Genomic DNA, 22693 nt, shown 5'->3' with positions numbered 1-22693 from the left:
TGCCAAGCCGCCGCCGCCCATGCTAGAGGCGTTCCAACAGCCCGCGGATCAACGCGAGGCGCGGGGAGGACGAGCGTGGCCAAAGCGCGGCCGAAAACCACGGACAGGCGGGTCAAGCCCGGTCGCATCAGGACCGTGCTGACGACGCTCGGCCGCGAGATCGCGCAGGACCTCATTCCCGTCGGCACCGCGCTGCCGCCCGAGCCGGACCTCGAGGCGCGGTTCGGCGTCGGCCGCGGCGTGGTGCGCGAGGCGATCAAGACGCTGGCGGCGAAAGGGCTGGTCAGCGTCCGCCCGCGCCACGGCACGCATGTGCTGCCGCGCTATGAATGGAGCCTGCTCGACCGCGACGTGCTGAGCTGGCTGGTCGGCCAGGACGAGCCAGACCGCGACCTGCTGCTCGCGATCCAGGAGGTGCGCTCGATCATCGAGCCCGCCGCCGCGGCGCTCGCCGCCGAGCGCGCCACCCAGAACGACCGCTGGCGCATCAACACCGCGCTCGCCGCGATGGAGACCGCGCAGGACCAGGCCAGCGCGATCGCAGCCGACAAGGCGTTCCATCTCGCGATCCTGGATGCGACCCACAATCCCGTGCTGCAGGGTTTTCGCGGCGCGATCGACACCATCCTGAGCACCGTCTTCATCGTCGCGGTCGGCAGCGTCGGCTGGTTCAAGGACAATCTGCCGAACCATGCGGCCGCCGCGCGCGCCATCGAGGAAGGCAATGCCGAGAAGGCGAGGGCCGCGATGGAGCGGGTGCTCGGCTACACCAGGTTCAAGCTGTCGAACAAGAAGCCCGCGATTGCCGCTGCCGAACGCAAGTCTGCGGCGAGGAGCGTCAAAAGCAAGAGAAAGCGCCATGTACCGTAACATGAAAGGCTCCACCCACGTGCTCGCCTCGCCGGAGATCGCGGTGGTCGCGATCCCCGAGGATGAGCGGGTCTGGGTGCCGCAGGCCAAGGACGTCTGGTTTCGTCCGCTGATGCTCAACACGCGACAAGGGCAATGGTGCAATCTGCTCCGCGTGCGCAAATCCGGCGTGCTGTCGCGCCATCTGCATCCCAATCCCGTTCACGGTTTCGTCCTCAAGGGCAAATGGTTCTATCGCGAGCACGACTGGGTCGCGACCGAGGGCTCCTATGTGTTCGAGCCGCCCGGCGAGATCCATACGCTGACGGTGCCGGAGGACACGGCGGAGATGATCACCTTCTTCAACATCCAGGGATCGATGGTCTATCTCGACGAGCAGAACCGTCACGTCGGCTACGAGGACGTCTTCACCAAGATCGACATGTGCCGCGCGCACTACGCCGAGGTCGGGCTGGGCGCCGACTATGTCGACCAGTTCGTGCGCTGATGTCCGATCATCTCCCTCTAGCTGATGACGTCACCTCGGGCGCCTGGGCGTCGCAGTGGTATGCCGGCAAGCGCGTGCTCGTCACCGGCGGCACCTCCGGCATCGGCGCCGGCATCGCACGCGGCTTCATCGAGGCCGGCGCGGAAGTGACGGCGGTAGGTGTGAGCGAGGCCGAAATCGCGGCTGCAGGCGATGATCCGTTGCTGCGGAAGGCGCAGCTCCGCCGGCTCGACGTGCGCGACCGCAATGCGATCGCGGCGCTGTCGGAGCAGCTCGATCATCTCGACATCGTCGTCAATTGCGCCGGCGTGATCCGCCGCGGCGACGAGCTCGATCCTGACGTGTTCGACGACGTCGTCGACATCAATCTCAGCGGCACGATGCGGGTCTGCGCCGCGATGCGGCCGCTGCTCAGGCGTTCGCAGGGTGCAATCGTCAACCTAGCGTCGATGCTGTCGTTCTTCGGCGGCGCCCTGGTGCCGGGCTATGCCGCCAGCAAGGGCGGCATCGCGCAGCTCACGAAGTCGCTCGCGATCGCCTATGCCGGCGACGGCATCCGCGTCAATGCGATCGCGCCGGGCTGGATTGCGACGCCGCTCACGACGGCGCTGCAAAACGATCCCGCGCGCAGCAGGACCATTCTCGACCGCACGCCGCTCGCCCGCTGGGGCAGGCCGGCGGACCTGCTCGGCGGCGTGCTCTATCTCTGCTCGCCGGTCGCGTCCTTCGTGACCGGCACGGTGCTGGTGATCGACGGCGGATATGCGATTGCGTGAGTGAGGTATTGCAGGCAGCATGAGGCATGGCGTCGCGTGTCTAAGCGGGCAGGGACGCGATAAACGAGAAAGAAATGCCGCAAAGGCATCGAATGGCACTCGGGAGGTAACATGCAGGTGACGGGCAGTCTGAAAAGCCGAGCGCCGTGGCTCACGCGCAGCGTCAGTTCGCTCGCGGGGGCTGCGATGTTTGTCGCGCCGCTGCTTGTACTGGTTGCGCTCTGGGCCGTCATCGTTCCGTTGTTCGATATCAATCCGCGCGTCTTCCCCTCCGTCGGCGCGGTCGGCACGGCCGCGATGGATTCCATCCGCGACGGTACGCTGCTTGCCCATATCGGCGCCAGCCTGCTGCGCGTCGGCTTGGGCACCGTGATCGGCATCGTCACCGCCGTGCCGCTTGGGATTGCGATGGGCGTGAGCCCGACGGTCGCCGCGTTCCTGACGCCGCTGTTCCGCTTCTTCTCCGTGCTCGCCGGCATCGCCTGGATTCCGATCGCGACGCTCTGGTTCGGCTATGGCTTCGGCGCCATCGTCTTCGTGATCTTCAACGCCGTGTTCTTCGTCGTCGCCTACAACACGCTGCTCGGCGTCAAGACCATTCCGCACACGATACGCAACGCCGCAAGCTCGCTCGGCGCCGGCCGATGGGCGCTGCTGACGGAAGTGTTGTTGCCCGGCGCGCTGCCGAACATCGTCACCGGCGTCCGCACCGGGCTCGGCTTCGCCTGGCGCGGCCTGATCGCGGCCGAGATGATCGCGACCAATGTCGGGCTCGGTTACATGCTGTTCGTCGCCCGCGATTTCTACCGCACCGAGGTCATCGTGTTCGGCATGATCGTGATCGGCGTGCTGTGGCTCTTGATCGACCGTCTGCTGCTGGTCCCGCTGGAGCGGGCGACCATCGAGCGCTGGGGCATGGTGAGGCGAGCATGAACATTCTGCTGCAATGCTGGAGCGGTTACGCGCGGCTAACCCGGCACTGGCCGGCGCTTGCCGCCATCGTTCCCTTCATTCCCGTGGTGGCGCTGTGGAGCGCGGTTGCCGCCGCCGGCATTTTTCCGCGCGCGTTCTTCCCGGGTCCGGTCGATGTCGTGAATTCCTTCTTCACGCTGATCTACAAGGGCATCCTGCCGGATTATCTCGGCGACAGCCTGATCCGCCTGTTCACGGGCGCGGCCGTCGGCATGGCGCTGGGGATTCCGCTCGGCGTGCTGATCGGCACCAGCCGCTGGGCGCATCGCATCTGCTGGCCGGTCCTCCTGTTCTTCCAGGCGATCGGCGACATCGCCTGGCTGCCGATCCTCCTGATCTGGTTCGGCTTCGGGCTCACGACGATGACCTTCGTCATCGTCTATACCGTGCTGTTCCCGGTCGTGCTCAACACCGTGCTCGGCGTCGAATCCGTGCCGCGCGATCTCGCGCGTGCCGCCCGCAGCCTCGGCGCCTCGCCGGCACGCGTGCTCTGGGAGGTGACGCTGCCCGGTGCGCTGCCCAACATCATCACGGGCCTGCGCAACGGTCTCGGCTATGGCTGGCGCGCCCTGATCGCGGTGGAGATGATCGTCGGCACCAGCGGCATCGGCTTCATGATGTTCGACGCCCGCCGCGCCGGCTCCACCGTCGAGATCCTGCTCGGCATGATCATTCTCGGATTGCTCTGGTACATCGTGGACGCCTGGATCCTCGCGCCGCTCGAGCGCGCGACCGGCCAGCGCTGGGGATTGGTGACATCATGAAGACGCTCTCGCTCAGGAACCTCGCAAAGACCTATTTCGATCCGTATGCCGGCTCGCACGTCAACGCCGTCCACGACGTCTCGCTCAATGTCGAGCAGGGCGAGTTCGTCTCGGTGGTCGGGCCGTCCGGCTGCGGCAAGACCACCATCCTCAACATGATCGCGGGCTTCATTCCCTATACAGGCGGCGAGATCCTGCTTGATGGCAGGCCGGTGAAGGGGCCGGGTCCCGAGCGCGGCGTCGTGTTCCAGTCGTTTGCGCTGTTTCCCTGGAAGACCGTGCTCGACAATGTCGGCTTCGGACCGAAGATGCGCGGCGTGCCGAAAGCGGAGCGCGACCGCATCGCGCGCGAATATCTCGCGCTCGCCGGCCTTTCGCACGCGGCGCACCGCTACCCCAATGAATTATCCGGCGGCATGCAGCAGCGCGTCGGCGTGGTGCGCGCGCTCGCCAACAATCCGGATGTGCTGCTGATGGACGAGCCCTTCGCCAGCGTCGATGCGCAGACCCGCATGACGCTGCAGGAAGAGCTCACGCGGATCTGGCAGGAGCGCAAGCCGACCGTGCTCTTCATCACCCATGACGTGGCGGAGGCGGTGTTCCTCGCCAACCGCGTCGTCGTGCTCTCGAAGGGCCGCATCCTCGATCAGATCGAGGTCGACCTGCCGCGGCCGCGGGTCTGGGACGATCTGGTCAAGGACGACAAGTTCAAGCAGCTCTCCGCGCGTGTCCTGCAGATGGTGCGCGCCGCATGAGCCTCGTCGCGCAAGCCTTCCGCTCGACCAAGGGCCGCATCGTGCTCGGCGTCATCGCCGCCTGGGCCGGCTTTCAGCTTTGGCTGACCTTGGCCGCGCCCGGCAAGATCGCGCCCGAACTCGCCGGCACGTCCGAGAAGGTCAATGTGCAGATCGAGCTGCCATTCACGCCCGAGCGCTTTCACGTGCTCGCGTTCCAGCAATATGGACGTGTCTCGGGCACCGACGAGCATTCGATTGAGTTACGTGGCGTCAAACGAACGGACCTCAACGCCGTCGCCCGGCCGTACTGGGTGACGGCGGTGGGGCCGATAAAACCGGGAGGGTAGGACAATGAAACGATTATTGCTGCTCGCGATGGCGTTCGCGCTGCTCTGCACGCCGTCGGGCGCGCAGACGCTGACCAAGTTGAAGGCCGGCATGGTCACCGGCATCGACCAGATCGGATTGCCGATCGCGCTCGAGCGCGGCTTCTTCGAGAAATACGGCCTCGACGTCACCATCGCGCGGCCCTATGCGACCGGTGTCGATGCGCTTAACGCGCTGCAGGCCGGCGAGAGCGAGATCGTGCAGGTCGGCGTGCCCATGATCGGCGCGGTGCTGCGCGGCATGGATCTGGTCGCGCTCGGCAATTACAGCGGCAACGCCACCAAGGCCGGCTCGGACGCGACGATGGCGATCATCGCGCGCGAAGGCTCCGGCATCGTCAAGGGCAACCTTGCGAGCCTGAAGGGCAAGAAGATCGCGGCGTCCTTCGGGACCATCAATCACCTCTATATCCTCGCCATCCTGGAGAAGGCCGGGCTGAAGCCGGAGGAGGTCACGCTGGTGAACACGCCGCCGCCGGACATGACGGTCGCGCTGCTCGCCAAGGGCATCGATGCTTTCTCCGGATGGGATCCGTGGCCGATCGTGGCGGGCAAGGATGTGCCGGGCGCGGTCGAGATCGTCCGCGGCGGCGACGTGATCTCGTATCTTGGCTTCAATGTCGCCATGCGTCCGTGGGTGCAGGCCAATGGCGAGACCATCGAGAAATTCCTGGCTGCAGTCTCCGAAGCCGATCAGTGGATGCGCAAGAACCCGAAGCAGGCGGCACAGGTCGCGACGCGCTGGATCCCCGGCCTTAAGCAGGAAATCGCCGAAGCCGCGATGCAGTTCAACATCCAGCAGGCGGACCGCCGTCTCTCGGCGAACAATTATCGCGCGCTCTTCAGCGCCGAAGATCGGCTCTCCCGGCTCGGCATCATCAAGGCGACCTTCGACGTCAACAAGCATGTCGATCCGAAATACATCCTGAAGGTGATGAAGGATCACCCCGAACTGTTCTCCGACCTGCCGCCAATCCCGGAATCGGCAGCGATCGGGCCGGGCTACGTCTTCAAGCCTTGAAGTAGTGCGCGGAGCGCGAGCCCAATACCCCCGTCATTCCGGGGCGCGACGAAGTCGCGAGCCCGGAATCATCAGGCCGCAGGCCCAGGTGGGGAAATGGATTCCGGGTTCGTCCTTCGGACGCCCCGGAATGACAGCCCCAGTCGTTGCGAGCGAAGCTCGCAACGACGACTTCGTTGTCCGGGGGCTTACGCGCCGCGGCGAAGCCGTGGCGTAGCCGGGACCCGGAGCCCATAACCACAGGCGTTTTGTGGTGTGCTCCGCCGCAACCGCTTGTTCGCGCCACAACACCTCCCTGTGGTTATGGGTCGCTGCTTTCGCAGGGACGACAGTGCCGTAGGGTGGGCAAAGCGAAGCGTGCCCACCGTTCGCGAGCGGAGCGCCCGATGGTGGACACGGCGCTGCACGCCTTTGCCTACCCTGCGCCGCCACGCCTCTCACGCCGCCTTCTTCCGATACGCGGACAAGAACGCCTGCGTCGCACTGTCGACGACGGCGGCGATCTGCTTCGCTGCGAAGTGAGCATGGCGGAGGAAGTCAGCGCCGCTTCGAAAAGTGCCCGTCTCTCGTTATTGGCGGGAAAAATATGCAATCACAGGGCAGTTTCATCGGAACCACGCTCCGATCGTAATGGTTAAGTCTTCTTTAAAGAGGAGGAAATCATGTACCTCAAGTCAGCGATAACCGCAGCGCTGCTTGTGTTCGCTGTTCCCGCATTCGCGCAAGGCACTCAGGGTGTTGCGGGCCAGACAACCGGCCAACAGATGCAGAAGGCGACCAAGTCGACGGCCCAGACGGCACCGAAACACAAGATGAAGAGTGCGAAGAAATCGAAGGCGCCGGGCGCTTCCGAGCCGGGCCAGACCACCGGCAGCGCCACCAAGCGCTATTAGCGAGCGATGAGCGGCTCTGACCGAGCCGCTCGTTGATTTTGTCTGACGCGGATGCGCTGCGTCTCATCAATTGCAATCGGAGACGACCAGCTTGTCGTCAGCGCTGGGGAGCAAGTGCCTCACTTCTTCACGCGATACGCGGCCAGGAACACCCGCGTCGCGCTGTCGACGACGGTGGCGATCTGCTCGGGCGATGGTGAGGGCTTGGCCTGGAAGATGAAAGCCTGGAACAGCGTCGCCTGGCACATCTGCAAGAATTGCCAGGCGGCGAGTTCGAAATTGTCGATCACGAGCTCGCCGTGCGCGGCGCGGGCTTCGAGATAGGCCGCAAAGCGTTTGACGTTGCTCGCGATCGCCTGCTCGTAAAACCGGCTGCCAACCTCAGGCATCCGCTCGGCGATCGCCATCACCGTGCGGATTGCCGAGCCGCCGCCCGGCCGGCACAGCAGTGCGATATAGGTGCGCCCGAATTCAGGCAGGGTGATATCGACGTTGCGCTCCGGATCGAAATTGAAAGCGGTCTTGCCCTGCTCGATCTTCTCTTCCTCGACGATCGCCTCGAACAGCCGGCACTTGTCGTCGAAATAAACGTAAAGCGTGCCTTTGGAGACCCCCGCGGCGCGGGCGATCTCGCCCATGCTGGCGCCATCGAAACCCAATTCCAAGAACACCTTGCGGGCACCGTCGAGAATCTGCCGCCGCTTGGAGGAGTCCTCCTCGGCCACGATTTGAAGAGGGATTGTCCGGCTTGCAACCATTGGTTTAGCTTTTCGGAGAACATTTCAATCCGGGATACTGTCCCGAAGCGATTTTCTCCTTAGGGTTCCTCCAAAGTAATGTAACTTGACCGAACCGTTCGGTCAATGATAGTTGTCAAGACACGATGCCGCAGCGGCCGGGGGCCTCGCTTGCGTCGTGATGGGGTAAGTGAGGAGTCCGGCCATGGCCGCGGCGAGAGATCAGGCTGCACGCGTCGTCCGCTCCGAGCCGGAGGTCGAGGGCGAGTTCGTGCGTAACACATCAGCTCAGCCGGCAGAGCAGCTCCGTGGCCCCGCTGCCGAAGAGGCCAAGCGCCGGCCCGCGGAAACGCCGCCCGCGCCGGAGCAGCCGGCGGCGCCAGCGCAAACCGCTGCCGCGCCAAAACCTGCCAAGCGCAAATTCGTCATGATGGGCGTGCTCGGCCTGCTCGCGCTCGCCGCCATCGGCTACGGCGTCTACTGGTTCGTCGCCGGACGTTTCTACATCTCGACCGACGACGCCTACGTGCGCGCCAACAACACCATGCTCGGCGCGCGTGTCTCGGGTCATCTGGCAGCGATCCTGCCTGCCGACAATTCGATCGTACGCGCCGGCGACGTGATCTTCCGGATCGACGACGGCGACTACCGGATCGCAGCCGACGCGGCGCGCAGCAAGATCGCCACCCAGCAGGCGACCATCGAGCGCATCGGCCGCCAGGTCACCGCGCTCGAAAGCGCGGTCGAGCAGGCCCAGGCACAGCTCGTCTCCGCCGAAGCGAACTTGAAACGCGCCGGGCTCGATTTCGACCGCCAGCAGGCGCTGAGCACCAAAGGCTTTGCCTCGCGCGCCACCTTCGAAGTATCCGAAGCGAGCCGTGACCAGGGTGTCGCCGCGGTGAAGTCGGCGCAGGCCGCCTATGACGCCGCGCGCGACAATGTCGAGGTGACCAGGGCGCAGCAGAACGAGGCCCGCGCCACGCTCGCTGAACTGCAGACCCAGCTCGCCAAGGCTGAGCGCGACCTCGACTTCGCCACGGTGCGCGCGCCGGTGGACGGCACCTTCTCCAACCGCCTCGTCAATGTCGGCGACTTCATCCAGGCCGGCCAGCGGCTCGGCAATGTGGTGCCGCTCGACGACGTCTTCATCGACGCCAATTATAAAGAGACCCAGCTCAAGCGCATCCGCCCGGGCCAGTCGGTGACGATCTCGGTCGACGCCTACGGCCACCGCAAGTTCAAGGGCGTGGTCGACAGCATCTCGCCGGCCGCAGGCTCGGTATTCACTCTTCTGCCGCCGGACAACGCCACCGGCAATTTCACCAAGATCGTGCAGCGGCTGCCGGTCCGCATCCGCGTGCCGAAGAGCGTCGCGCGGCAGAATCTGCTGCGCGCCGGCATGTCGGTCTACACCACCGTGGATACCCGCGAGGGCGCTGTGGACGCGGACAATGACGCCGATCTCGATGCACCGATGACGATTCATCCGCAGTGATATTTTAGGTCCGGAAGATAATCCGGGCGCAGGTGAGCAGATATGGCCGACGCCACCACCGCTTCGCCGAACATGATGAACGCCGCGGCGGCCGCCGAGCGCATCGAGCCGAAGCGGGTGGTCGCCTTCATCATCATGGTGTTCGGGATGTTCATGTCGATCCTGGACATCCAGATCGTCTCGGCATCGCTCGCCGACATCCAGGCCGGCCTCTCGGCGAGTACGAGCGAAGTGGCCTGGGTGCAGACCGCCTATCTGATCGCCGAGGTCATCGCCATTCCCTTGTCCGGCTTCCTGTCGCGCGCGCTCGGCACGCGGCTGCTGTTCGCGATCTCGGCCTTCGGCTTCACCGTCTCGAGCTTCCTGTGCGGCTTCGCCTCATCGATCGAGCAGATGATCCTCTGGCGCGCGCTGCAGGGGTTCTTGGGCGCCGGCATGATCCCGACCGTGTTCGCCTCGGCCTACACGATCTTTCCGCGCTCCAAGTTCCACATCGTCGCGCCGATCATCGGCCTCGTTGCGACGCTGGCGCCGACCGTCGGTCCCACGGTGGGAGGCTACATCACGGATTTGATGTCGTGGCACTGGCTGTTCTTCATCAACATCGTGCCCGGCATCGGCATCACGCTCGGCGTGCTCGCGCTGATCGATTTCGACCAGCCGAATTTCGCACTGCTCGAGCGCTTCGACTGGTGGGGCCTCTTGTTCATGGCGGGCTTCCTCGGCTCGCTGGAATATGTGCTGGAAGAGGGGCCGCAGTATGAGTGGCTGCAGGATACGTCGGTTGCGATCTTTGCTGCGGTCTGCTTCGTCTCCGCGATTGCCTTCTTCTGGCGCGTCTTCACGGTGGAAGAGCCGATCGTCGATCTCAGGACGTTCGGCAACCGCAATTTCGCGATCGGCTGCGTGCTGCAGTTCTGCATCGGGATCGGCCTGTACGGCCTGACCTATATCTATCCGCGCTATCTCGCGGAGGTCCGCGGCTACAGCGCGCTGATGATCGGCGAGACCATGTTCGTCTCCGGCATCACGATGTTCCTGATGGCGCCGATTGTCGGAAAGCTGATGCAGAAGGTCGACCTGCGCTACATCATCGCCTTCGGCCTCGTCACTTTCGCGCTCGGCTCCTGGCAGATGACCTGGATCACGCGCGACTATGACTTCTACGAACTCTTGGTGCCGCAGATCCTGCGCGGCATCGGCATGATGTGTGCGATGGTGCCGACCAACAACATCGCGCTCGGCACGCTGGCGCCGCATCTGGTCAAGAACGCCTCCGGCCTGTTCAACCTGATGCGGAACCTCGGCGGCGCGGTGGGATTGGCTATCATCAATCAGGTGCTGAACGACCGCACCGACCTGCACATCTCACGTCTGCACGATCGCGTGCATTGGGGCAATGCGACGGCGGTCGAGACGCTCAACATGCTCACCCAGCGCATGCAGGGCATGGGCGATTCCGCAATGATGGCACTGAAGCAATTGTCGCAGATCGTGCACCGTCAGGCCGCGGTAATGGGCTATGGCGACGCCTTCTTCATGCTGACCGTGTTCTATGTGGGCCTCAGTCTTCTCGTCCTGTTGCTGAACAAGCCCTCGGCGGCGGCGCCTGGCGGCGGCGGACATTAGGGCGCGTACTCATAAATCCGGTTCGGAAAGCGCGGCTCGCTGAATGTCCGCTTTGCTCCGAAAGCGCGGCCGCGAAATGACGCGAAGGGCCCCTTGCTGCCGTGAGCAGATGCAGCGAACTATCCTATGAAAGCGGGCAATGGTCGATCAGAGGGTTGCGGCCGAAAAGCAAAACGGCGTGGGGACACCACGTCGGTCATGGCCGCAGGATGCCACCAATATCACGCATGATAAAGGACGTTATCACACGCAAGAATCATGGAAGGGGCCTCTTGTCTCCGAGCGCAAGTAACTAACCGCCGACGAACGTGACCGTCTCGTCGAGCGGGGCGCGGCCCGTACGGGCGTAACTCACCGTGGGGTCCTCGTACCCGATCGACATGCCGCAGAAGAGGATGAGCCCGTCCGAGGGTGACAGGACCTCCGCGACCGTCTCGCGAACCTGCGACCACGCCATCTGCGGGCAACTGTGCAGCCCTTCGGCGCGGAGCAGCAGCATGACGGTCTGCAGATACATGCCGACGTCGGCCCATTGGGGCCGGCCCAGGTCGCGGTCAATGTAGCAGAACAGGGCGGCGGGCGCGCCGAAACAGTTCCAGTTGCCGATGGCCGCCCGCTGGCGCGCCTCCCAGTCCTCGCGCGCAATGCCGAGCGCGCTGTAACGCTCCTTGCCGAAGGCGGACCGGCGCTCCCCGTACGGGGACTTCAGCGCGGGCGGGTACATCTCGTACTGCCGCTCGTCCCAGGGGTCGCCGTGGCACACGCGTTCGACGGAGCGCGTCTTGAGTTCGGCCAGCGGCGCGCCGGTCAGCACGTAGGTGTTCCACGGCTGGATGTTCGATCCGGACGGCGACCAGGCTGCGGCGGACAGCACGCGCTCAAGCACTTCCCTCGAGACAGGCTCGTCTTTGAATCCGCGCACCGCCCGTCGGCTTGTGACTGCCTCATATACGTCCATGATGATCGCCTCCCTACCGCCGGCCATCCATTTCGTTCAAACTGCGGTTGTCTCGTTCGGCCCTGACCCAACAAGCGGTCAGTACTCCCAGGGGCCCGGTACCCAACGAAAGACGTCGCCGTCGACCGCCACATGGCAGACGGACGGGAACGACAGGTGAGTGGCCACCAGCGACTCGCGGTTCGCCGCCAGCTCCCGCAAAAGACGGACCCGGACGCGGGCCGCCTCCTCGGGGTCGTGTTCGAAGCCGTTGTGCCAGTCGGGGTGCTCGAACCCGACCTGGAACACGGCGTCGCCAGCGAACGTCAGCCGGTCGCTGCCGGATGCCAGGCGGACCACGCTGTGCCCAGGGGTGTGGCCGCCAGTGCGTGTGACGAGCACCCCCGGCGCTACCTCGTGCTTCTCCTCGAACGTCCGCAACTGGCTCTGGTACTCGTGCAAGAACCGCTTGGCCGTCCGCCGAAGCGCGTCCGGGAACCCCGGCGGCATGGAGACGTGGGAGAAATCGGGCGACTCCCAGAACTTGGTTTCGGCGGCCGCCACGTGGATGCGCAGGTCCGGACGCAGCCGGTCCCTCACTCCGTCGACGAGCAGCCCGCCAACGTGGTCCATGTGCATGTGGGTGAGCACCACGTCGGTCACGGATGCGAGATCGATGCCGGCGGCCTCCAGTCGCTGGACAGTCCGTCCGGCCCGCGGCAAGTCCGGGAACTCCGCCCCCATCCCAGCGTCGACGAGTATGGTCCGGCCGCCGCTACGCACCACGACCACGTTCAGCGCCCACTCGAGCACGTCCGGCGGCAGGAACATGTCCTCCAGCCAGGTCGCCCGGACGGCCGGGTCAACGTTGTGGCCCAACATCGCGCCTGGCAACGACAGCACCCCATCGCTAACCACCAGCACGTCAATCGCGCCGACCTTCAGCGCGTAGCGCGACGGAACCAACTCGGGCTCCGGTCTACCGTGGATGTGCTTCGCGTTCACCTTGTCGGCGCAGTAGTTGACCGAGGGCTGTGAGGTGTTGTCCAAGCTCATGTTTGTCTCCTGCTGACTGCCTTGCCTTTCGAGTACTTGGGTTGCGTAACAGTCACTGTGCGGGCACGAGCGCTGGGGCGCCCTTGTCCTTGATCAAGAGCACCAGGAACTTCGCCGGCTGGGTGCCGCTTGCGTTCCGGTCGACGACATGAACATCGTCAGGGCCTTCATAGAAGGACTGTCCTGGTGTCAGTGTCACCTGTTGTCCCCCCTTCAGCTGCATCACGACGGAGCCCTCCAGCACGTACACAAACGCGTGTGCATTGTGTCGGTGGATAGCGCTCGATCCGCCGGGCGCATGCTCGACCGTGATCATCAGAGCTTCCCTGCCGGGATTCTCCGGAAGATCCTTAGACATGAGTGACGTGACCTTAGGCTCTTGAGCCACCGCCGTGCCGGTCATGAGGCACAGAAGAACCAACGCAACGAGTTTGATCGTCATAGTCGCCTCTTTCGTTCGTTGCCCGGGACCCGCTCGGATGATCATGGTTATCTTCTGTACTTCAGCTATGAACCGCGTTGCGGCTGAGCCAGTCGTCGAAGCGGATGGAGCCGAGGCGGGGGCGATCGCCGGGCGTCAGCGAGCGGTCGTTCAGCTCGGTTCCGAAGTAGCGCCAGTGCACGTCAGCGATCACCTTGCGCTGGTCGCCGCTCGCGGCCAGGAACTTGCGCGCGAACTTGTCCATCGGACAGGCTTCCGGGCCCGCAACCTCGACGGTGCCGTTCAGCGGCGGTGCGAGCGTCAGCTCGGCCAGGTTGGCGACCACGTCATCCGAGGCAATCGGCTGGAACAGCGCGGGCGACAGCCGGACCACATCGCCCTCTGCGCCCGATTTGACGATGCCTCCGACGAACTCGAAGAACTGCGTCGAGCGCAGGATCGTATAGGGAATGCCTGACGCCTTGATCAGATTTTCCTGCGCCACCTTGGCGCGGAGGTAGCCACTGTCGGGACTGCGGTCGCTGCCGACGATCGACAGCGCCAGATGATGCTTCACGCCGGCGGCCTTTTCCGCGGCCAGCAGATTGCGGCCCGAGGTCTCGAAGAATTCAAGCACCGCCTTGTCCTCCCACACCGGCGCGTTCGCCAGATCGACGACGACCTGTGCGCCGGAGAGCGCCTCTTTCAGTCCCTCGCCCGTGATGGTGTTGACGCCGGTATTGGGCGCGGCGGCGATGGCATCGTGACCCTTCTCCTGCAGTTTCTTGACGAGCTTTGATCCGATGAGACCGGTGCCTCCGATGACGACAATTTTCATGATTTTGCTCTCCAAGTGTATGCAAGGGAGTGCCAGGTTGTGTCTTATTCGATGCGGAAGGATGCCGGATCGGCGGCCGGAAAGCCTTGTGGCGGCCTTGAGGCGCGATTGAATTTCGCTTGGGTTTCCGTCCAAGACAGCAGGACAAAAGAGCAAGACGTGCCAAGAAAGCGCCCCGCTGTTCCGGCAGTTTCCGCTTGCTTTACCGGCGCGGCAACTCGCGCGAGCTTCGGCGATGATCACCGTGCTATCAATGGCTTGCCGGCCATGGCGCGGCGATGAGAGGGCGACGTGCAGTACGCGTTCGAGGACTACGTGATCGACTCGGACCGGCGGGAGCTCACGCGCAGCGCCGAGCCGATCGCCGTCGGGCCGCAGGTCTTCGACCTGCTGCTCCATCTGGTGCGGAACCGCGAGCACGTCGTCAGCAAGGACGAGCTCCTGGATGCCGTGTGGGCCGGGCGGATCGTCTCTGAATCGACCCTGACCAGTCACATCAACGCGGCCCGCAAGGTCATCGGCGACAGCGGGCAGAACCAGCGCCTGCTTCGAACGATCGCCCGCAAGGGATTCCGGTTCGTCGGCGACGTCAGCGAGATCGCCAGTCGCTCCGCCGCGGTCAGCACCGAGCCCGACGCACCGGGCAAGACTATCGCAGAGGCGCCGGCCCTCCCCGACAGGCCCTCCATTGCCGCGCTCCCGTTCCTGAACCTAAGCGGCGACATCGAGCAGGAGTACTTCACTGACGGCGTGGTGGAGGACATCATCACGGCCTTGTCGCGCATTCGCTGGCTGTTTGTGATCGCACGCAATTCGAGCTTCATCTACAAGGGCCGCGCGGTCGACGTGAAGCAGGTTGGCCGCGAGCTCGGCGTGCGCTATGTGCTGGAAGGCAGCGTGCGCAAGGCGCTGCACAGGGTGCGCATCACCGGGCAGCTGATCGATGCGACCACCGGGGCGCATCTGTGGGCCGAGCGCTTCGAAAGCGCGCTCGACGATATTTTCGAGCTGCAGGATCAGATCACCGAGGCCGTCGTCGGCGCGATCGCGCCGCAGCTCGAGCGGGCCGAGATCGAGCGCGCGAAGCGCAAGCCAACCGAAAGCCTCGACGCCTACGACTACTATCTGCGCGGCATGGCGCACCTCCACCTGGGATCAAGGGAATCGATCGACGCGGCGCTCGGCCAGTTCAACCACGCGCTCATGCGCGACCCGAATTTTGCGTCGGCCTATGCGATGGCGGCGTGGTGCTATTTCTGGCGCAAGGTCAACGGCTGGATGACCGATCGCCCAGGCGAGATCGCCGAGGGCGCCCGCCTGGCGCGCCGGGCCGTCGACCTGGGCCGGGACGATGCGGTCGCGCTCACCCGCGGCGGGCATGCGCTCGCCCACCTCACCGATGACGTCGCCGGCGGCATCGCCTTGCTCGACCGGGCGCTCGTGCTCAATCCCAATCTCGCGTCGGCCTGGTTCCTCGCCGGATTCCTGCGGACCTGGAACGGCGAGCCGGACGCCGCCATCGAGCACTTCGCGCACGCCATGAGGCTGAGCCCACTCGACCCCGAGCTATACCGCATGCAGGCCGGACTGGCGGCGGCGCATCTGTTCGCGGGGCGCTTCGACGCCGCGTCGTCGTGGGCGGAGAAAGCCTTCCGGGAGTTGCCGAGCTTCCTGATGGTCGTCAGTGTCATCGCGGCGAGCCATGCGCTCGCGGGCCGGCCGGCCGAGGCGCAGCGCGCGATGGAGCATCTGCGCGAGCTCGACCCCACGCTGCGCGTCTCCAATCTCACGGATTGGCTCCCGATCCGCCGGCCGGAGGACCTCGCGACCTTCGCGGATGGGTTGCGGAAGGCGGGGCTGCCGGAGTGAGGCGCGCGGTTCTCCCATGTGAAGTTGTGAAGAGGAGTAGCATAGTCCTGCTGCAGATTTGGCCGGATGCGTCCGAAGCGGATGTAACGCGAAGCACTGCGGAATTCCGGCGACGTTGCACCGCGGCCTTGTGAAATAGTCGAATCGGCGAGCAGCTCTCTTTGAATCAAGTTTGCGCGCTGTCGCTCTAGCTTGAATCTTTGTTGCGCGTCGAATGTCAAAAATACTTTTGCAACATAATCCGCCTGAAAGCGTGGCAACTACGACAAGCTCGCGGCCAACTACCTCATTCAACTTGCGTCAATCCGGATATGGCTGCGCGCAAATGAGTCCACGCCTTGATCATGATCCGATTAGACGGGATCGGATCGCGATCTCATCTCCTTGAGGGAAAACCGGTTTCCACTTTTCCGGATCATGCTCTAGCGCGAAGACGCGAGCTCACGGCTTTGTCATCTTGCAAATCAGGCGTGACGCATTTATAAGCAACGCGTCGTCGCTCGAACCGGGGAGATTTGCATGATTTCGGCTTATTCGCAGATCGCGCGCCCCTGTCCGATGTTTGTACTGGATGCCCGGTCGCGCCGTTGACCGCGAGTTTTGACCGGGGCTGAAGTCCCGGTCCTCCAAACCTTCCAACACCTTACCGATCTTTCAACGACGCTCTCGTTGCGCGCTTTTGCGCCTTCGTGCGTCAATTCAGATGGAGTCGGCCTGTGCGGCGAGCGCGGCCGGATTGCGCCATGACCATTTCGACCAGCAAACGTCCCGCCGCGATCCGCGTCGTGATCCCGTTTGTATTCCGCCACTGGCTGAGGCAGCCCACCCGCGCCACGACCGTATTGGTCGGCTTTCTCGGCGCCACCGTCGCTGACCTGTTCATGCCGGTTTATTCCGGCCATCTGGTCGACGCGCTGACGCTCGGCACCTCGGACCAGGCGGGGCGACATGCGGCGCTGGTTGCGTTCGGCGGCATTGTCGCGCTCGGCCTGCTGTCGATCATCCTGCGTTTTGTCGGGCTGCAGGCGATCGTGCCGTTCACGCTGACGACGATGTCGGATGTGGCTCGCGAGGCGTTCGCGCGGGTGCAGCGGTTCTCGACCGACTGGCACGCCAATTCGTTTGCCGGCTCGACGGTGCGCAAGATCACCCGCGGCATGTGGGCGATCGACCTGCTCAACGACACCGTGCTGATGGCGCTGCTGCCGTCGCTGATGGTGCTGGTCGGCTCGATGATCCTGCTCGGGCTGCACTGGCCCGTGCTCGGCGCCGTGATCGGCGTCGGCGCGGTGATCTATGTTGCAATGACCATCGTGCTCTCGGTGAACTATATTGCACCGGCCGCGCGCGTCTCCAACGCCTGGGACACCAAGGTCGGCGGCACGCTGGCGGATGCGCTCACCTGCAACGCGGTGGTGAAATCGTTCGGCGCGGAAGCGCGCGAGGATGCGCGGCTCGCCGGCGTCATCGGGCGCTGGCGCAGGCGGGTGTCGCGTACCTGGCTGCGCTACAACGCCACCAACATGGCGCAACTCGTGGTGCTCTTGTGCTTCCGTGCCTCGGTGATCGGCGGCGCCATCCTGCTGTGGCTCGCCGGCCGCGCCTCGCCGGGCGACGTCACCTATGTGCTGACGAGCTACTACGTCATCCACGCCTACCTGCGCGACGTCGGCATGCACATCAACAACCTGCAGCGTTCGGTGAACGACATGGAGGAACTCGTCACCATCCATGACGAGCCGCTCGGCATCGTCGATGTGCCTGACGCTGGGACGATCGACGTCCAGGGCGGAAGGATCACGTTCGACAACGTAACCTTCCTCTATGGTGGCCATCGCACGCCGCTCTATGACGCGCTGTCGATCGACATCCGCGCCGGCGAGCGTATTGGCCTGGTCGGCAGGTCCGGGTCGGGCAAGACCACGTTCGTGAAACTGGTGCAGCGGCTCTATGACGTCTCGGGCGGACGGATCCTGATCGACGGTCAGGATATCGCTCACGCCACGCAGCAATCGCTGCGCAGCCAGATCGCGATCGTGCAGCAGGAGCCGATCCTGTTCCACCGTTCGCTGGCGGAGAACATCGCCTACGGCCGGCCCGGCGCCAGCATGGCGGCGATCGAGCAGGCGGCGCGGCTTGCCAATGCGCACGACTTCATCCTGCGTCTGCCGAAGGGCTACGGCACGCTGGTCGGCGAACGCGGTGTCAAGCTGTCCGGCGGCGAGCGGCAGCGCGTCGCGCTGGCACGCGCGTTCCTCGCCGATGCGCCGATCCTGATCCTGGACGAGGCGACCTCGAGCCTGGATTCGGAATCGGAGGCGCTGATCCAGCAGGCGATGGAACGGCTGATGAAGGGCCGCACCTCGATCGTGATCGCGCACCGGCTGTCGACGGTGCGCGGCATGGATCGCATCCTGGTGTTCGATCGCGGCGAGATCGTCGAGCAGGGCACCCATGCCGTGCTGACCGCGCGACCCGGCGGCATCTATCGCAGCCTGTTCGAGCGGCAGGCGACCGAGTTCGGCCGGGTCAGCGCGGCGGAATAGCCACCGTCATTCGAGGTTCCGGGTTCGGCTCATTGAGCCGTCCCGGAGCGACGGTCGCCCGCCCGCGCGTGCGCGCGCTGATCGCGACCGTCGCCACCACCGCGGCGGCGAACAGCACGACCTGCAAGGTGATCGTCTCGCCGTTGAACAGCGAGGCGAGCACGAAGGTGATGAAGGGCTGCAGCAACTGGATCTGCGACACCCGCGCGATCCCGCCCATCGCCATGCCGGCATTCCAGGCGAAGAAGCCGATCCATTGCGAGAACAGCGCGACGTAGAGCAGACCAAGCCACGGCTTCAGCGAGATGTGCATGGGATCGGCCGGCATCGTCAGCGCAGCCGCCGGCAGCGCGAACGGCAACGCAATCACCAGCACCCAACTGATGACTTCCCAGCCCGGCATCTCCGCGGTGAGCCGTCCGGAGAAGGCATAGCCGACGGCGGCTACGGCAACGGAAGCGAACAGGAAGAGATCGCCCGCCGACAGCGTGCCGCCGCCACCGCGCAGCGCAAAGGCGATCACCAGCGCGGCGCCCACGAGAGCGGCGACCCAGAACAAGGGCCGCGGCCGCTCATGGGTGATCGCTACAGCCACCAGGGCGGTCGCGATCGGCAGCACGCCGAGCACGACGCCGCCATGGGAGGCGTCAACGCGCTGCATGCCCTCGGCCATCAGCAGCGGAAACAGGATGGCGACGCACAGCATGACCAGGGTAAGCTGCGGCCAGAGCGCTCTCCGCGGCAGCGGCCGCCGCAACACGATCAGGAGCGCGAGCGAGCATAGGCCGGCGATTGCGGTGCGGACCGCGGTCAGCGCAATCGGATCAATTTCCGCGACAGCAAGCCGCGTCGCCGGCAGCGTGCCGCCGAAGATCGCCATGCCGATGAAGCCCAGCAACAGGCCGAGACGCTCGCGCGAGGAGGACGAGGACATGATACGCGTGGATAGCGGGTTCGCTGTCCTGCGTACAGCAATCTACTCGGTGCATATGGCAGCCATGCGCGCGCTATCTCGGAGCAATTCCGCTGCACACCAGTCCGATGCCGGACAGAAACAGCAGCCCGAGCACGATGTTTGTGAAATTGCGGTCGCTCAGCGCATGATAGATTCGCGCGCCGAGCCAGGCGCCGGCCACTGTCGCCGGAAAGGTCACGACAGCGAGCGTGAGGACTTCCCTGGTGACGAAGCCGGCGAACGCCTGGAGCAGGAGCGCCGTTGCGAGCACCGTGAAGTTGAAGGTCTGGAAAATCCCGCGCCGCTGCTCCTTATTCCAGCCGCGCACGCTGGCCCAAAGAATCGGGAGCGGGCCGGAAAGGCCGGCCAGGCCGCCGAGGATGCCGCCGGCAAATCCGATGGCGCCGTCGAACGGCTTGCCGCCAAGCTTGATCGCCATTGGCCTGCGCTGAAAATAAAGCGCGGTGGGAAAGACCAACAGGAAGACGCCGATGGTCAGTTTGAAGGTGTTGGGATCGGCCTGCGCGATCAGCAGCGTGCCGAGCGGCACTCCGGCGAGCCCGCCGAGTACAAACGGCCAGACCAGCCTGAAATCGATGCTGCGCCAGATCGAGGGGAGGGTCGTGACCTGGCCGACGACCGAGCAGATCAGGACCAAAGGCACCGCAACCGCAGGCGGCGCTACGTAAAGCCAGATTCCCAGCGCCATCAGCGCGGTGCCGAAGCCGGCCAGGCCGGATACGAAGCCACCGGCCAACGCGCCGATAAACAGCATTGCCAGAGCGAATCCCCCCGTCATCGTCTTGTTCTCATTGTCATTGGCCTGACGTTTACACGACGAACCCAGCAGGTACCATTGCCGTGACTTGCGACGTCATCCCCGTGCGCGCCAAAAATGGCGAGGGGTCCGGCGTGTTGCGCCGAACCCCTCATTCGGTCCATCAAGACGCGTTTTCTTCATGCGAACCGGAAGACCACTTCGCTCGAAAACGCTTTAGGACATCAGCCGGCCTGTAAGCCGGGTTCTGTAGGGCACCATTCTCGCGAATGGTACGTGACGGCCATTCCTCTGGGGCCATCTTCGCAGATGGCCTCGAGCAACCTACCCGGACGGCGGGCCTGACATCGCCCTGCGGTGTTATCGCTTTCGCGAACCATCCGCGTTGCCGTCCCTATTCGGTTTTGCTCCCGGTGGGGTTTGCCATGCCGTCTCCGTTGCCGGAAACGCGGTGCGCTCTTACCGCACCTTTTCACCCTTACTGGCCCCCTCCCTTTATCCCTCCCCCGCTTGCGGGGGAGGGGAGGGTGGGGGAAGCGGTCCGTTCTCTGTGGCACTTTCCCTGGGGTTGCCCCCGCCGGACGTTATCCGGCACCGCATGTCGATGGAGCCCGGACTTTCCTCCCCCGCGGCCTTTCGGCGCTTGCGGGAGCGGCCGTCCGGCCGACTGACACCCATAGGCATGGGGGTTTGCAGCCGCAAGGTCAAGGCGAAAGCGGCCTGCGGAACCTCGCCAAAATAAATTATCCTGAAGGGTGTCGTTTTCCGTCCGGCCCGCTCGACTGGAATGTAGGCGATTCAGCCGATGAAAAGGAGACTTCGCGATGCAGTATCTGTTGATGATCTATCAGAACGAGGTCGAGTACGCGAAACTCGACGCGGCAACGAGCCAGAAGATGATGGAGGAATACGGCAAGTTCACCCAATCCATCATCCAGAGCGGCAACTTCAAGGCTGGAGACCGGCTGCGACCAACGACCACCGCCACCTCCGTGCGCGTGCGCGACGGCAAGACGCTGACCACGGACGGTCCGTTCGCGGAGACGCGTGAGCAGCTCGGCGGCTACTATCTGATCGAAGCGAAGGACCTCGACACGGCGCTCGCGATTGCCGCGCGCATCCCGAGCGCGAGGTTCGGCACGATCGAGGTGCGGCCGATCTGGGTGTATGATTGACGGTCTCTCACCGGCGTCATTCCGGGATGCGCTGTGAGGCGCAGGCCCGGAACGACGACGAGCAGTTCACCGCATGACTCCAACCCAGATCGAAAAGATCTTCCGCGACGAGGCGAGGCGCGCGCTGGCGACGCTGATCCGCCTCGTTGGCGATTTCGATCTCGCGGAGGACGCGCTGCAGGAGGCATTCGCGGTGGCGCTGGAGCGATGGTATGCGGGCGAACTGCCGGAGAACCCACGGGCATGGCTTGTCAATGTCGGTCGCAACAAGGCGATCGATCGCATCCGCCGCAATGCCGTATTCCGCGGCAAGCAGCAGGAGCTGACGCACGAACTCCTGCTCAATGCGTCCGCTCCTTTCGAACTCGCCGATGCCACGCTCGACGACGACATGCTGCGGTTGATTTTCACCTGCTGTCATCCGTCGTTTGCCGATGAAGTGCAGGTCGCGCTGACGTTGCGCACGGTCTGTGGCCTCTCGACGGCCCAGGTCGCGCGCGCCTTCCTCGTCAGCGAGGACGCGATGGCGCAACGGCTGCTGCGGGCGAAGCAGAAGATTCGTCTCGCGGGCATTCCCTATGAGGTGCCGGAACGCGAGGCGCTGGAGCCAAGGCTGCGCGGCGTGCTGGCGGTGATCTATCTCGTCTTCACCGAAGGTTATGCGGCGACCTCCGGCGAGGATTTGATGCGCCCGGATCTGGCGCGCGAGGCGATCCGGCTGGCGCGGCTGATCGATGCGCTGATGCCAGCGCGCGGCGAGATCAAGGGGCTGCTGGCGCTGATGCTGCTGCATGACGCGCGCCGCGCTGGCCGCAAGACCGCGGGCGGCGACATCGTGCTGTTGGAGGAGCAGGACCGTTCGCTGTGGGACTATCGCCAGATCGCCGAAGGTCTGCGATTGGTGGAGGAAGCGCTGCGGATGCCCGGCCGGCCGCAATCCTACGCAGTGCAGGCCGCGATCGCGGCGCTGCATGCCCGTGCGCCAAGTTATGAAGACACCGACTGGCCGCAGATCGCCGGTCTCTATGAAGTGCTGCTCCGCATCAGCCCGTCGCCGGTGATCGAGCTGAACCATGCCGCGGCGGTGTCGATGGTCGACGGCCCGGCGCGCGCGCTCCACCTGATCGACGCGCTGGAAGCGCGCGGCAGCCTCAAGGGTTACGAATTGCTGCCGGCCGTCCGCGCCGATCTCTTGCGCCGCCTCGGTCGCCACGACGCCGCGCGCGATGCATATCTGGCGGCAACCGCCGCGACGCAACTGGAGCCCCTGCGCCGGCTCTATGCGCGGCGCATCGCGGAGATGGAATAGTGGCCTTCGTCGCGATGCTCCTCGCTATGATGATCGATCAAA

22 protein-coding genes, 1 other RNA gene and 1 pseudogene are annotated in these 22693 nt (G+C 64.8%); 16 read left to right on the top strand and 8 right to left on the bottom strand.

Features of this window, described 5'->3' with window-relative positions; all coding sequences use genetic code 11:
* Nucleotides 1-75: 75 nt before the first annotated feature.
* The 9 genes from ACVJGD_RS18200 to ACVJGD_RS18160 all read left to right on the top strand — a co-directional run bounded on the left by ACVJGD_RS18200 (nt 76) and on the right by ACVJGD_RS18160 (nt 6906).
* The gene (locus ACVJGD_RS18200) at nt 76-870 is read left to right on the top strand and encodes a FadR/GntR family transcriptional regulator (protein ID WP_456635637.1); all 795 of its coding nucleotides are present in this window, start codon (nt 76-78) and stop codon (nt 868-870) included.
* Complete coding sequence (locus tag ACVJGD_RS18195; RefSeq protein WP_456635636.1) at nt 860-1357, top strand: 2,4'-dihydroxyacetophenone dioxygenase family protein; 498 nt, start codon at nt 860-862, stop codon at nt 1355-1357. Before ACVJGD_RS18200 ends, ACVJGD_RS18195 begins: the two co-directional genes overlap by 11 nt.
* Nucleotides 1357-2133 carry an SDR family NAD(P)-dependent oxidoreductase gene (locus ACVJGD_RS18190; protein ID WP_456635635.1) on the top strand — a complete coding sequence of 259 codons (777 nt, stop codon included), beginning with the start codon at nt 1357-1359 and terminating at the stop codon, nt 2131-2133. Before ACVJGD_RS18195 ends, ACVJGD_RS18190 begins: the two co-directional genes overlap by 1 nt.
* A gap of 111 nt (nt 2134-2244) precedes the next feature.
* Nucleotides 2245-3066: an ABC transporter permease gene (locus ACVJGD_RS18185; protein WP_456635634.1), complete on the top strand. Its 822-nt coding sequence runs from the start codon at nt 2245-2247 to the stop codon at nt 3064-3066.
* Nucleotides 3063-3869 (top strand): ABC transporter permease, encoded by an 807-nt coding sequence (locus tag ACVJGD_RS18180; RefSeq protein ID WP_456635633.1) that lies wholly within the window; start codon nt 3063-3065, stop codon nt 3867-3869. Before ACVJGD_RS18185 ends, ACVJGD_RS18180 begins: the two co-directional genes overlap by 4 nt.
* Nucleotides 3866-4624: an ABC transporter ATP-binding protein gene (locus ACVJGD_RS18175; RefSeq protein ID WP_456635632.1), complete on the top strand. Its 759-nt coding sequence runs from the start codon at nt 3866-3868 to the stop codon at nt 4622-4624. The genes ACVJGD_RS18180 and ACVJGD_RS18175 overlap by 4 nt, the downstream gene beginning before the upstream one ends.
* Nucleotides 4621-4953 carry a hypothetical protein gene (locus ACVJGD_RS18170; protein ID WP_456635631.1) on the top strand — a complete coding sequence of 111 codons (333 nt, stop codon included), beginning with the start codon at nt 4621-4623 and terminating at the stop codon, nt 4951-4953. The genes ACVJGD_RS18175 and ACVJGD_RS18170 overlap by 4 nt, the downstream gene beginning before the upstream one ends.
* Nucleotides 4954-4957: 4 nt before the next feature.
* A complete protein-coding gene (locus ACVJGD_RS18165) occupies nt 4958-6013 on the top strand; it encodes an ABC transporter substrate-binding protein (RefSeq protein WP_456635630.1) in 1056 nt (351 codons plus the stop codon).
* A 662-nt stretch (nt 6014-6675) separates the two neighbouring features.
* Entirely contained in the window at nt 6676-6906 is a 231-nt protein-coding gene (locus ACVJGD_RS18160; RefSeq protein WP_456635629.1) for a hypothetical protein, read from the top strand.
* A gap of 119 nt (nt 6907-7025) precedes the next feature.
* Here ACVJGD_RS18160 and ACVJGD_RS18155 read toward each other — a convergent pair whose 3' ends face one another.
* Nucleotides 7026-7664: a TetR/AcrR family transcriptional regulator gene (locus tag ACVJGD_RS18155; protein ID WP_456635628.1), complete on the bottom strand. Its 639-nt coding sequence runs from the start codon at nt 7662-7664 to the stop codon at nt 7026-7028.
* Between the two features lie 184 nt (nt 7665-7848).
* On the opposite strand from ACVJGD_RS18155, the gene ACVJGD_RS18150 reads away from it, so the two are divergent.
* On the top strand, nt 7849-9138 hold the full coding sequence (locus ACVJGD_RS18150; protein ID WP_456635627.1) for an HlyD family secretion protein: 1290 nt from the start codon (nt 7849-7851) through the stop codon (nt 9136-9138).
* Nucleotides 9139-9180: 42 nt separating this feature from the next.
* On the top strand, nt 9181-10767 hold the full coding sequence (locus ACVJGD_RS18145; protein WP_456635626.1) for a DHA2 family efflux MFS transporter permease subunit: 1587 nt from the start codon (nt 9181-9183) through the stop codon (nt 10765-10767).
* Between the two features lie 292 nt (nt 10768-11059).
* On the opposite strand, the gene ACVJGD_RS18140 is transcribed toward ACVJGD_RS18145, so the two are convergent.
* The 4 genes from ACVJGD_RS18140 to ACVJGD_RS18125 all read right to left on the bottom strand — a co-directional run bounded on the left by ACVJGD_RS18140 (nt 11060) and on the right by ACVJGD_RS18125 (nt 14019).
* On the bottom strand, nt 11060-11725 hold the full coding sequence (locus tag ACVJGD_RS18140; protein WP_456635625.1) for a nitroreductase: 666 nt from the start codon (nt 11723-11725) through the stop codon (nt 11060-11062).
* 78 nt (nt 11726-11803) lie between these two features.
* Nucleotides 11804-12760: an MBL fold metallo-hydrolase gene (locus tag ACVJGD_RS18135; RefSeq protein WP_456635624.1), complete on the bottom strand. Its 957-nt coding sequence runs from the start codon at nt 12758-12760 to the stop codon at nt 11804-11806.
* Between the two features lie 52 nt (nt 12761-12812).
* Nucleotides 12813-13202 carry a cupin domain-containing protein gene (locus ACVJGD_RS18130; protein ID WP_289653190.1) on the bottom strand — a complete coding sequence of 130 codons (390 nt, stop codon included), beginning with the start codon at nt 13200-13202 and terminating at the stop codon, nt 12813-12815.
* Nucleotides 13203-13263: 61 nt separating this feature from the next.
* Nucleotides 13264-14019 (bottom strand): SDR family oxidoreductase, encoded by a 756-nt coding sequence (locus ACVJGD_RS18125; RefSeq protein WP_456635623.1) that lies wholly within the window; start codon nt 14017-14019, stop codon nt 13264-13266.
* Between the two features lie 291 nt (nt 14020-14310).
* On the opposite strand from ACVJGD_RS18125, the gene ACVJGD_RS18120 reads away from it, so the two are divergent.
* From ACVJGD_RS18120 to ACVJGD_RS18110, 3 genes and pseudogenes are all read left to right on the top strand, one after another.
* A complete protein-coding gene (locus tag ACVJGD_RS18120) occupies nt 14311-15888 on the top strand; it encodes a winged helix-turn-helix domain-containing tetratricopeptide repeat protein (RefSeq protein ID WP_456635622.1) in 1578 nt (525 codons plus the stop codon).
* A gap of 261 nt (nt 15889-16149) precedes the next feature.
* Nucleotides 16150-16230 (top strand): annotated as a pseudogene (locus tag ACVJGD_RS18115) (IS5/IS1182 family transposase); the annotation flags it as partial.
* 401 nt (nt 16231-16631) lie between these two features.
* Nucleotides 16632-18434 carry an ABC transporter ATP-binding protein gene (locus tag ACVJGD_RS18110; RefSeq protein WP_456635621.1) on the top strand — a complete coding sequence of 601 codons (1803 nt, stop codon included), beginning with the start codon at nt 16632-16634 and terminating at the stop codon, nt 18432-18434.
* Here the strand turns inward: ACVJGD_RS18110 and ACVJGD_RS18105 are convergent.
* The 3 genes from ACVJGD_RS18105 to rnpB all read right to left on the bottom strand — a co-directional run bounded on the left by ACVJGD_RS18105 (nt 18418) and on the right by rnpB (nt 20838).
* Nucleotides 18418-19368 (bottom strand): DMT family transporter, encoded by a 951-nt coding sequence (locus ACVJGD_RS18105; protein ID WP_456635620.1) that lies wholly within the window; start codon nt 19366-19368, stop codon nt 18418-18420. The two genes, ACVJGD_RS18110 and ACVJGD_RS18105, sit on opposite strands and share 17 nt — an antisense overlap.
* 73 nt (nt 19369-19441) lie before the next feature.
* A complete protein-coding gene (locus tag ACVJGD_RS18100; RefSeq protein ID WP_456635619.1) occupies nt 19442-20188 on the bottom strand; it encodes a sulfite exporter TauE/SafE family protein in 747 nt (248 codons plus the stop codon).
* 199 nt (nt 20189-20387) lie between these two features.
* Nucleotides 20388-20838: RNase P RNA component class A (rnpB, locus tag ACVJGD_RS18095), an RNA gene on the bottom strand.
* 153 nt (nt 20839-20991) lie between these two features.
* On the opposite strand from rnpB, the gene ACVJGD_RS18090 reads away from it, so the two are divergent.
* Complete coding sequence (locus ACVJGD_RS18090; protein WP_456635618.1) at nt 20992-21342, top strand: YciI family protein; 351 nt, start codon at nt 20992-20994, stop codon at nt 21340-21342.
* A gap of 73 nt (nt 21343-21415) precedes the next feature.
* Nucleotides 21416-22651: an RNA polymerase sigma factor gene (locus ACVJGD_RS18085; RefSeq protein ID WP_456635617.1), complete on the top strand. Its 1236-nt coding sequence runs from the start codon at nt 21416-21418 to the stop codon at nt 22649-22651.
* The last annotated feature ends 42 nt before the right edge of the window (nt 22652-22693 follow it).

Source organism: Bradyrhizobium sp. USDA 10063 (assembly GCF_054063735.1).
The sequence above is the reverse complement of the archived record's forward strand: the minus strand, read 5'-3'. Positions and strand labels throughout refer to the sequence as shown.

Excerpts from the sequence above, each read along its gene's own strand:
- ACVJGD_RS18195 (WP_456635636.1), top strand. The coding sequence starts at position 860 with ATGTACCGTAACATGAAAGGCTCCACCCACGTGCTCGCCTCGCCGGAG.
- ACVJGD_RS18190 (WP_456635635.1), top strand. The coding sequence starts at position 1,357 with ATGTCCGATCATCTCCCTCTAGCTGATGACGTCACCTCGGGCGCCTGG.
- ACVJGD_RS18185 (WP_456635634.1), top strand. The coding sequence starts at position 2,245 with ATGCAGGTGACGGGCAGTCTGAAAAGCCGAGCGCCGTGGCTCACGCGC.
- ACVJGD_RS18180 (WP_456635633.1), top strand. The coding sequence starts at position 3,063 with ATGAACATTCTGCTGCAATGCTGGAGCGGTTACGCGCGGCTAACCCGG.
- ACVJGD_RS18175 (WP_456635632.1), top strand. The coding sequence starts at position 3,866 with ATGAAGACGCTCTCGCTCAGGAACCTCGCAAAGACCTATTTCGATCCG.
- ACVJGD_RS18170 (WP_456635631.1), top strand. The coding sequence starts at position 4,621 with ATGAGCCTCGTCGCGCAAGCCTTCCGCTCGACCAAGGGCCGCATCGTG.
- ACVJGD_RS18165 (WP_456635630.1), top strand. The coding sequence starts at position 4,958 with ATGAAACGATTATTGCTGCTCGCGATGGCGTTCGCGCTGCTCTGCACG.
- ACVJGD_RS18160 (WP_456635629.1), top strand. The coding sequence starts at position 6,676 with ATGTACCTCAAGTCAGCGATAACCGCAGCGCTGCTTGTGTTCGCTGTT.
- ACVJGD_RS18155 (WP_456635628.1), bottom strand. The coding sequence starts at position 7,664 with ATGGTTGCAAGCCGGACAATCCCTCTTCAAATCGTGGCCGAGGAGGAC.
- ACVJGD_RS18150 (WP_456635627.1), top strand. The coding sequence starts at position 7,849 with ATGGCCGCGGCGAGAGATCAGGCTGCACGCGTCGTCCGCTCCGAGCCG.
- ACVJGD_RS18145 (WP_456635626.1), top strand. The coding sequence starts at position 9,181 with ATGGCCGACGCCACCACCGCTTCGCCGAACATGATGAACGCCGCGGCG.
- ACVJGD_RS18140 (WP_456635625.1), bottom strand. The coding sequence starts at position 11,725 with ATGGACGTATATGAGGCAGTCACAAGCCGACGGGCGGTGCGCGGATTC.
- ACVJGD_RS18135 (WP_456635624.1), bottom strand. The coding sequence starts at position 12,760 with ATGAGCTTGGACAACACCTCACAGCCCTCGGTCAACTACTGCGCCGAC.
- ACVJGD_RS18130 (WP_289653190.1), bottom strand. The coding sequence starts at position 13,202 with ATGACGATCAAACTCGTTGCGTTGGTTCTTCTGTGCCTCATGACCGGC.
- ACVJGD_RS18125 (WP_456635623.1), bottom strand. The coding sequence starts at position 14,019 with ATGAAAATTGTCGTCATCGGAGGCACCGGTCTCATCGGATCAAAGCTC.
- ACVJGD_RS18110 (WP_456635621.1), top strand. The coding sequence starts at position 16,632 with ATGACCATTTCGACCAGCAAACGTCCCGCCGCGATCCGCGTCGTGATC.
- ACVJGD_RS18105 (WP_456635620.1), bottom strand. The coding sequence starts at position 19,368 with ATGTCCTCGTCCTCCTCGCGCGAGCGTCTCGGCCTGTTGCTGGGCTTC.
- ACVJGD_RS18100 (WP_456635619.1), bottom strand. The coding sequence starts at position 20,188 with ATGACGGGGGGATTCGCTCTGGCAATGCTGTTTATCGGCGCGTTGGCC.
- ACVJGD_RS18090 (WP_456635618.1), top strand. The coding sequence starts at position 20,992 with ATGCAGTATCTGTTGATGATCTATCAGAACGAGGTCGAGTACGCGAAA.
- ACVJGD_RS18085 (WP_456635617.1), top strand. The coding sequence starts at position 21,416 with ATGACTCCAACCCAGATCGAAAAGATCTTCCGCGACGAGGCGAGGCGC.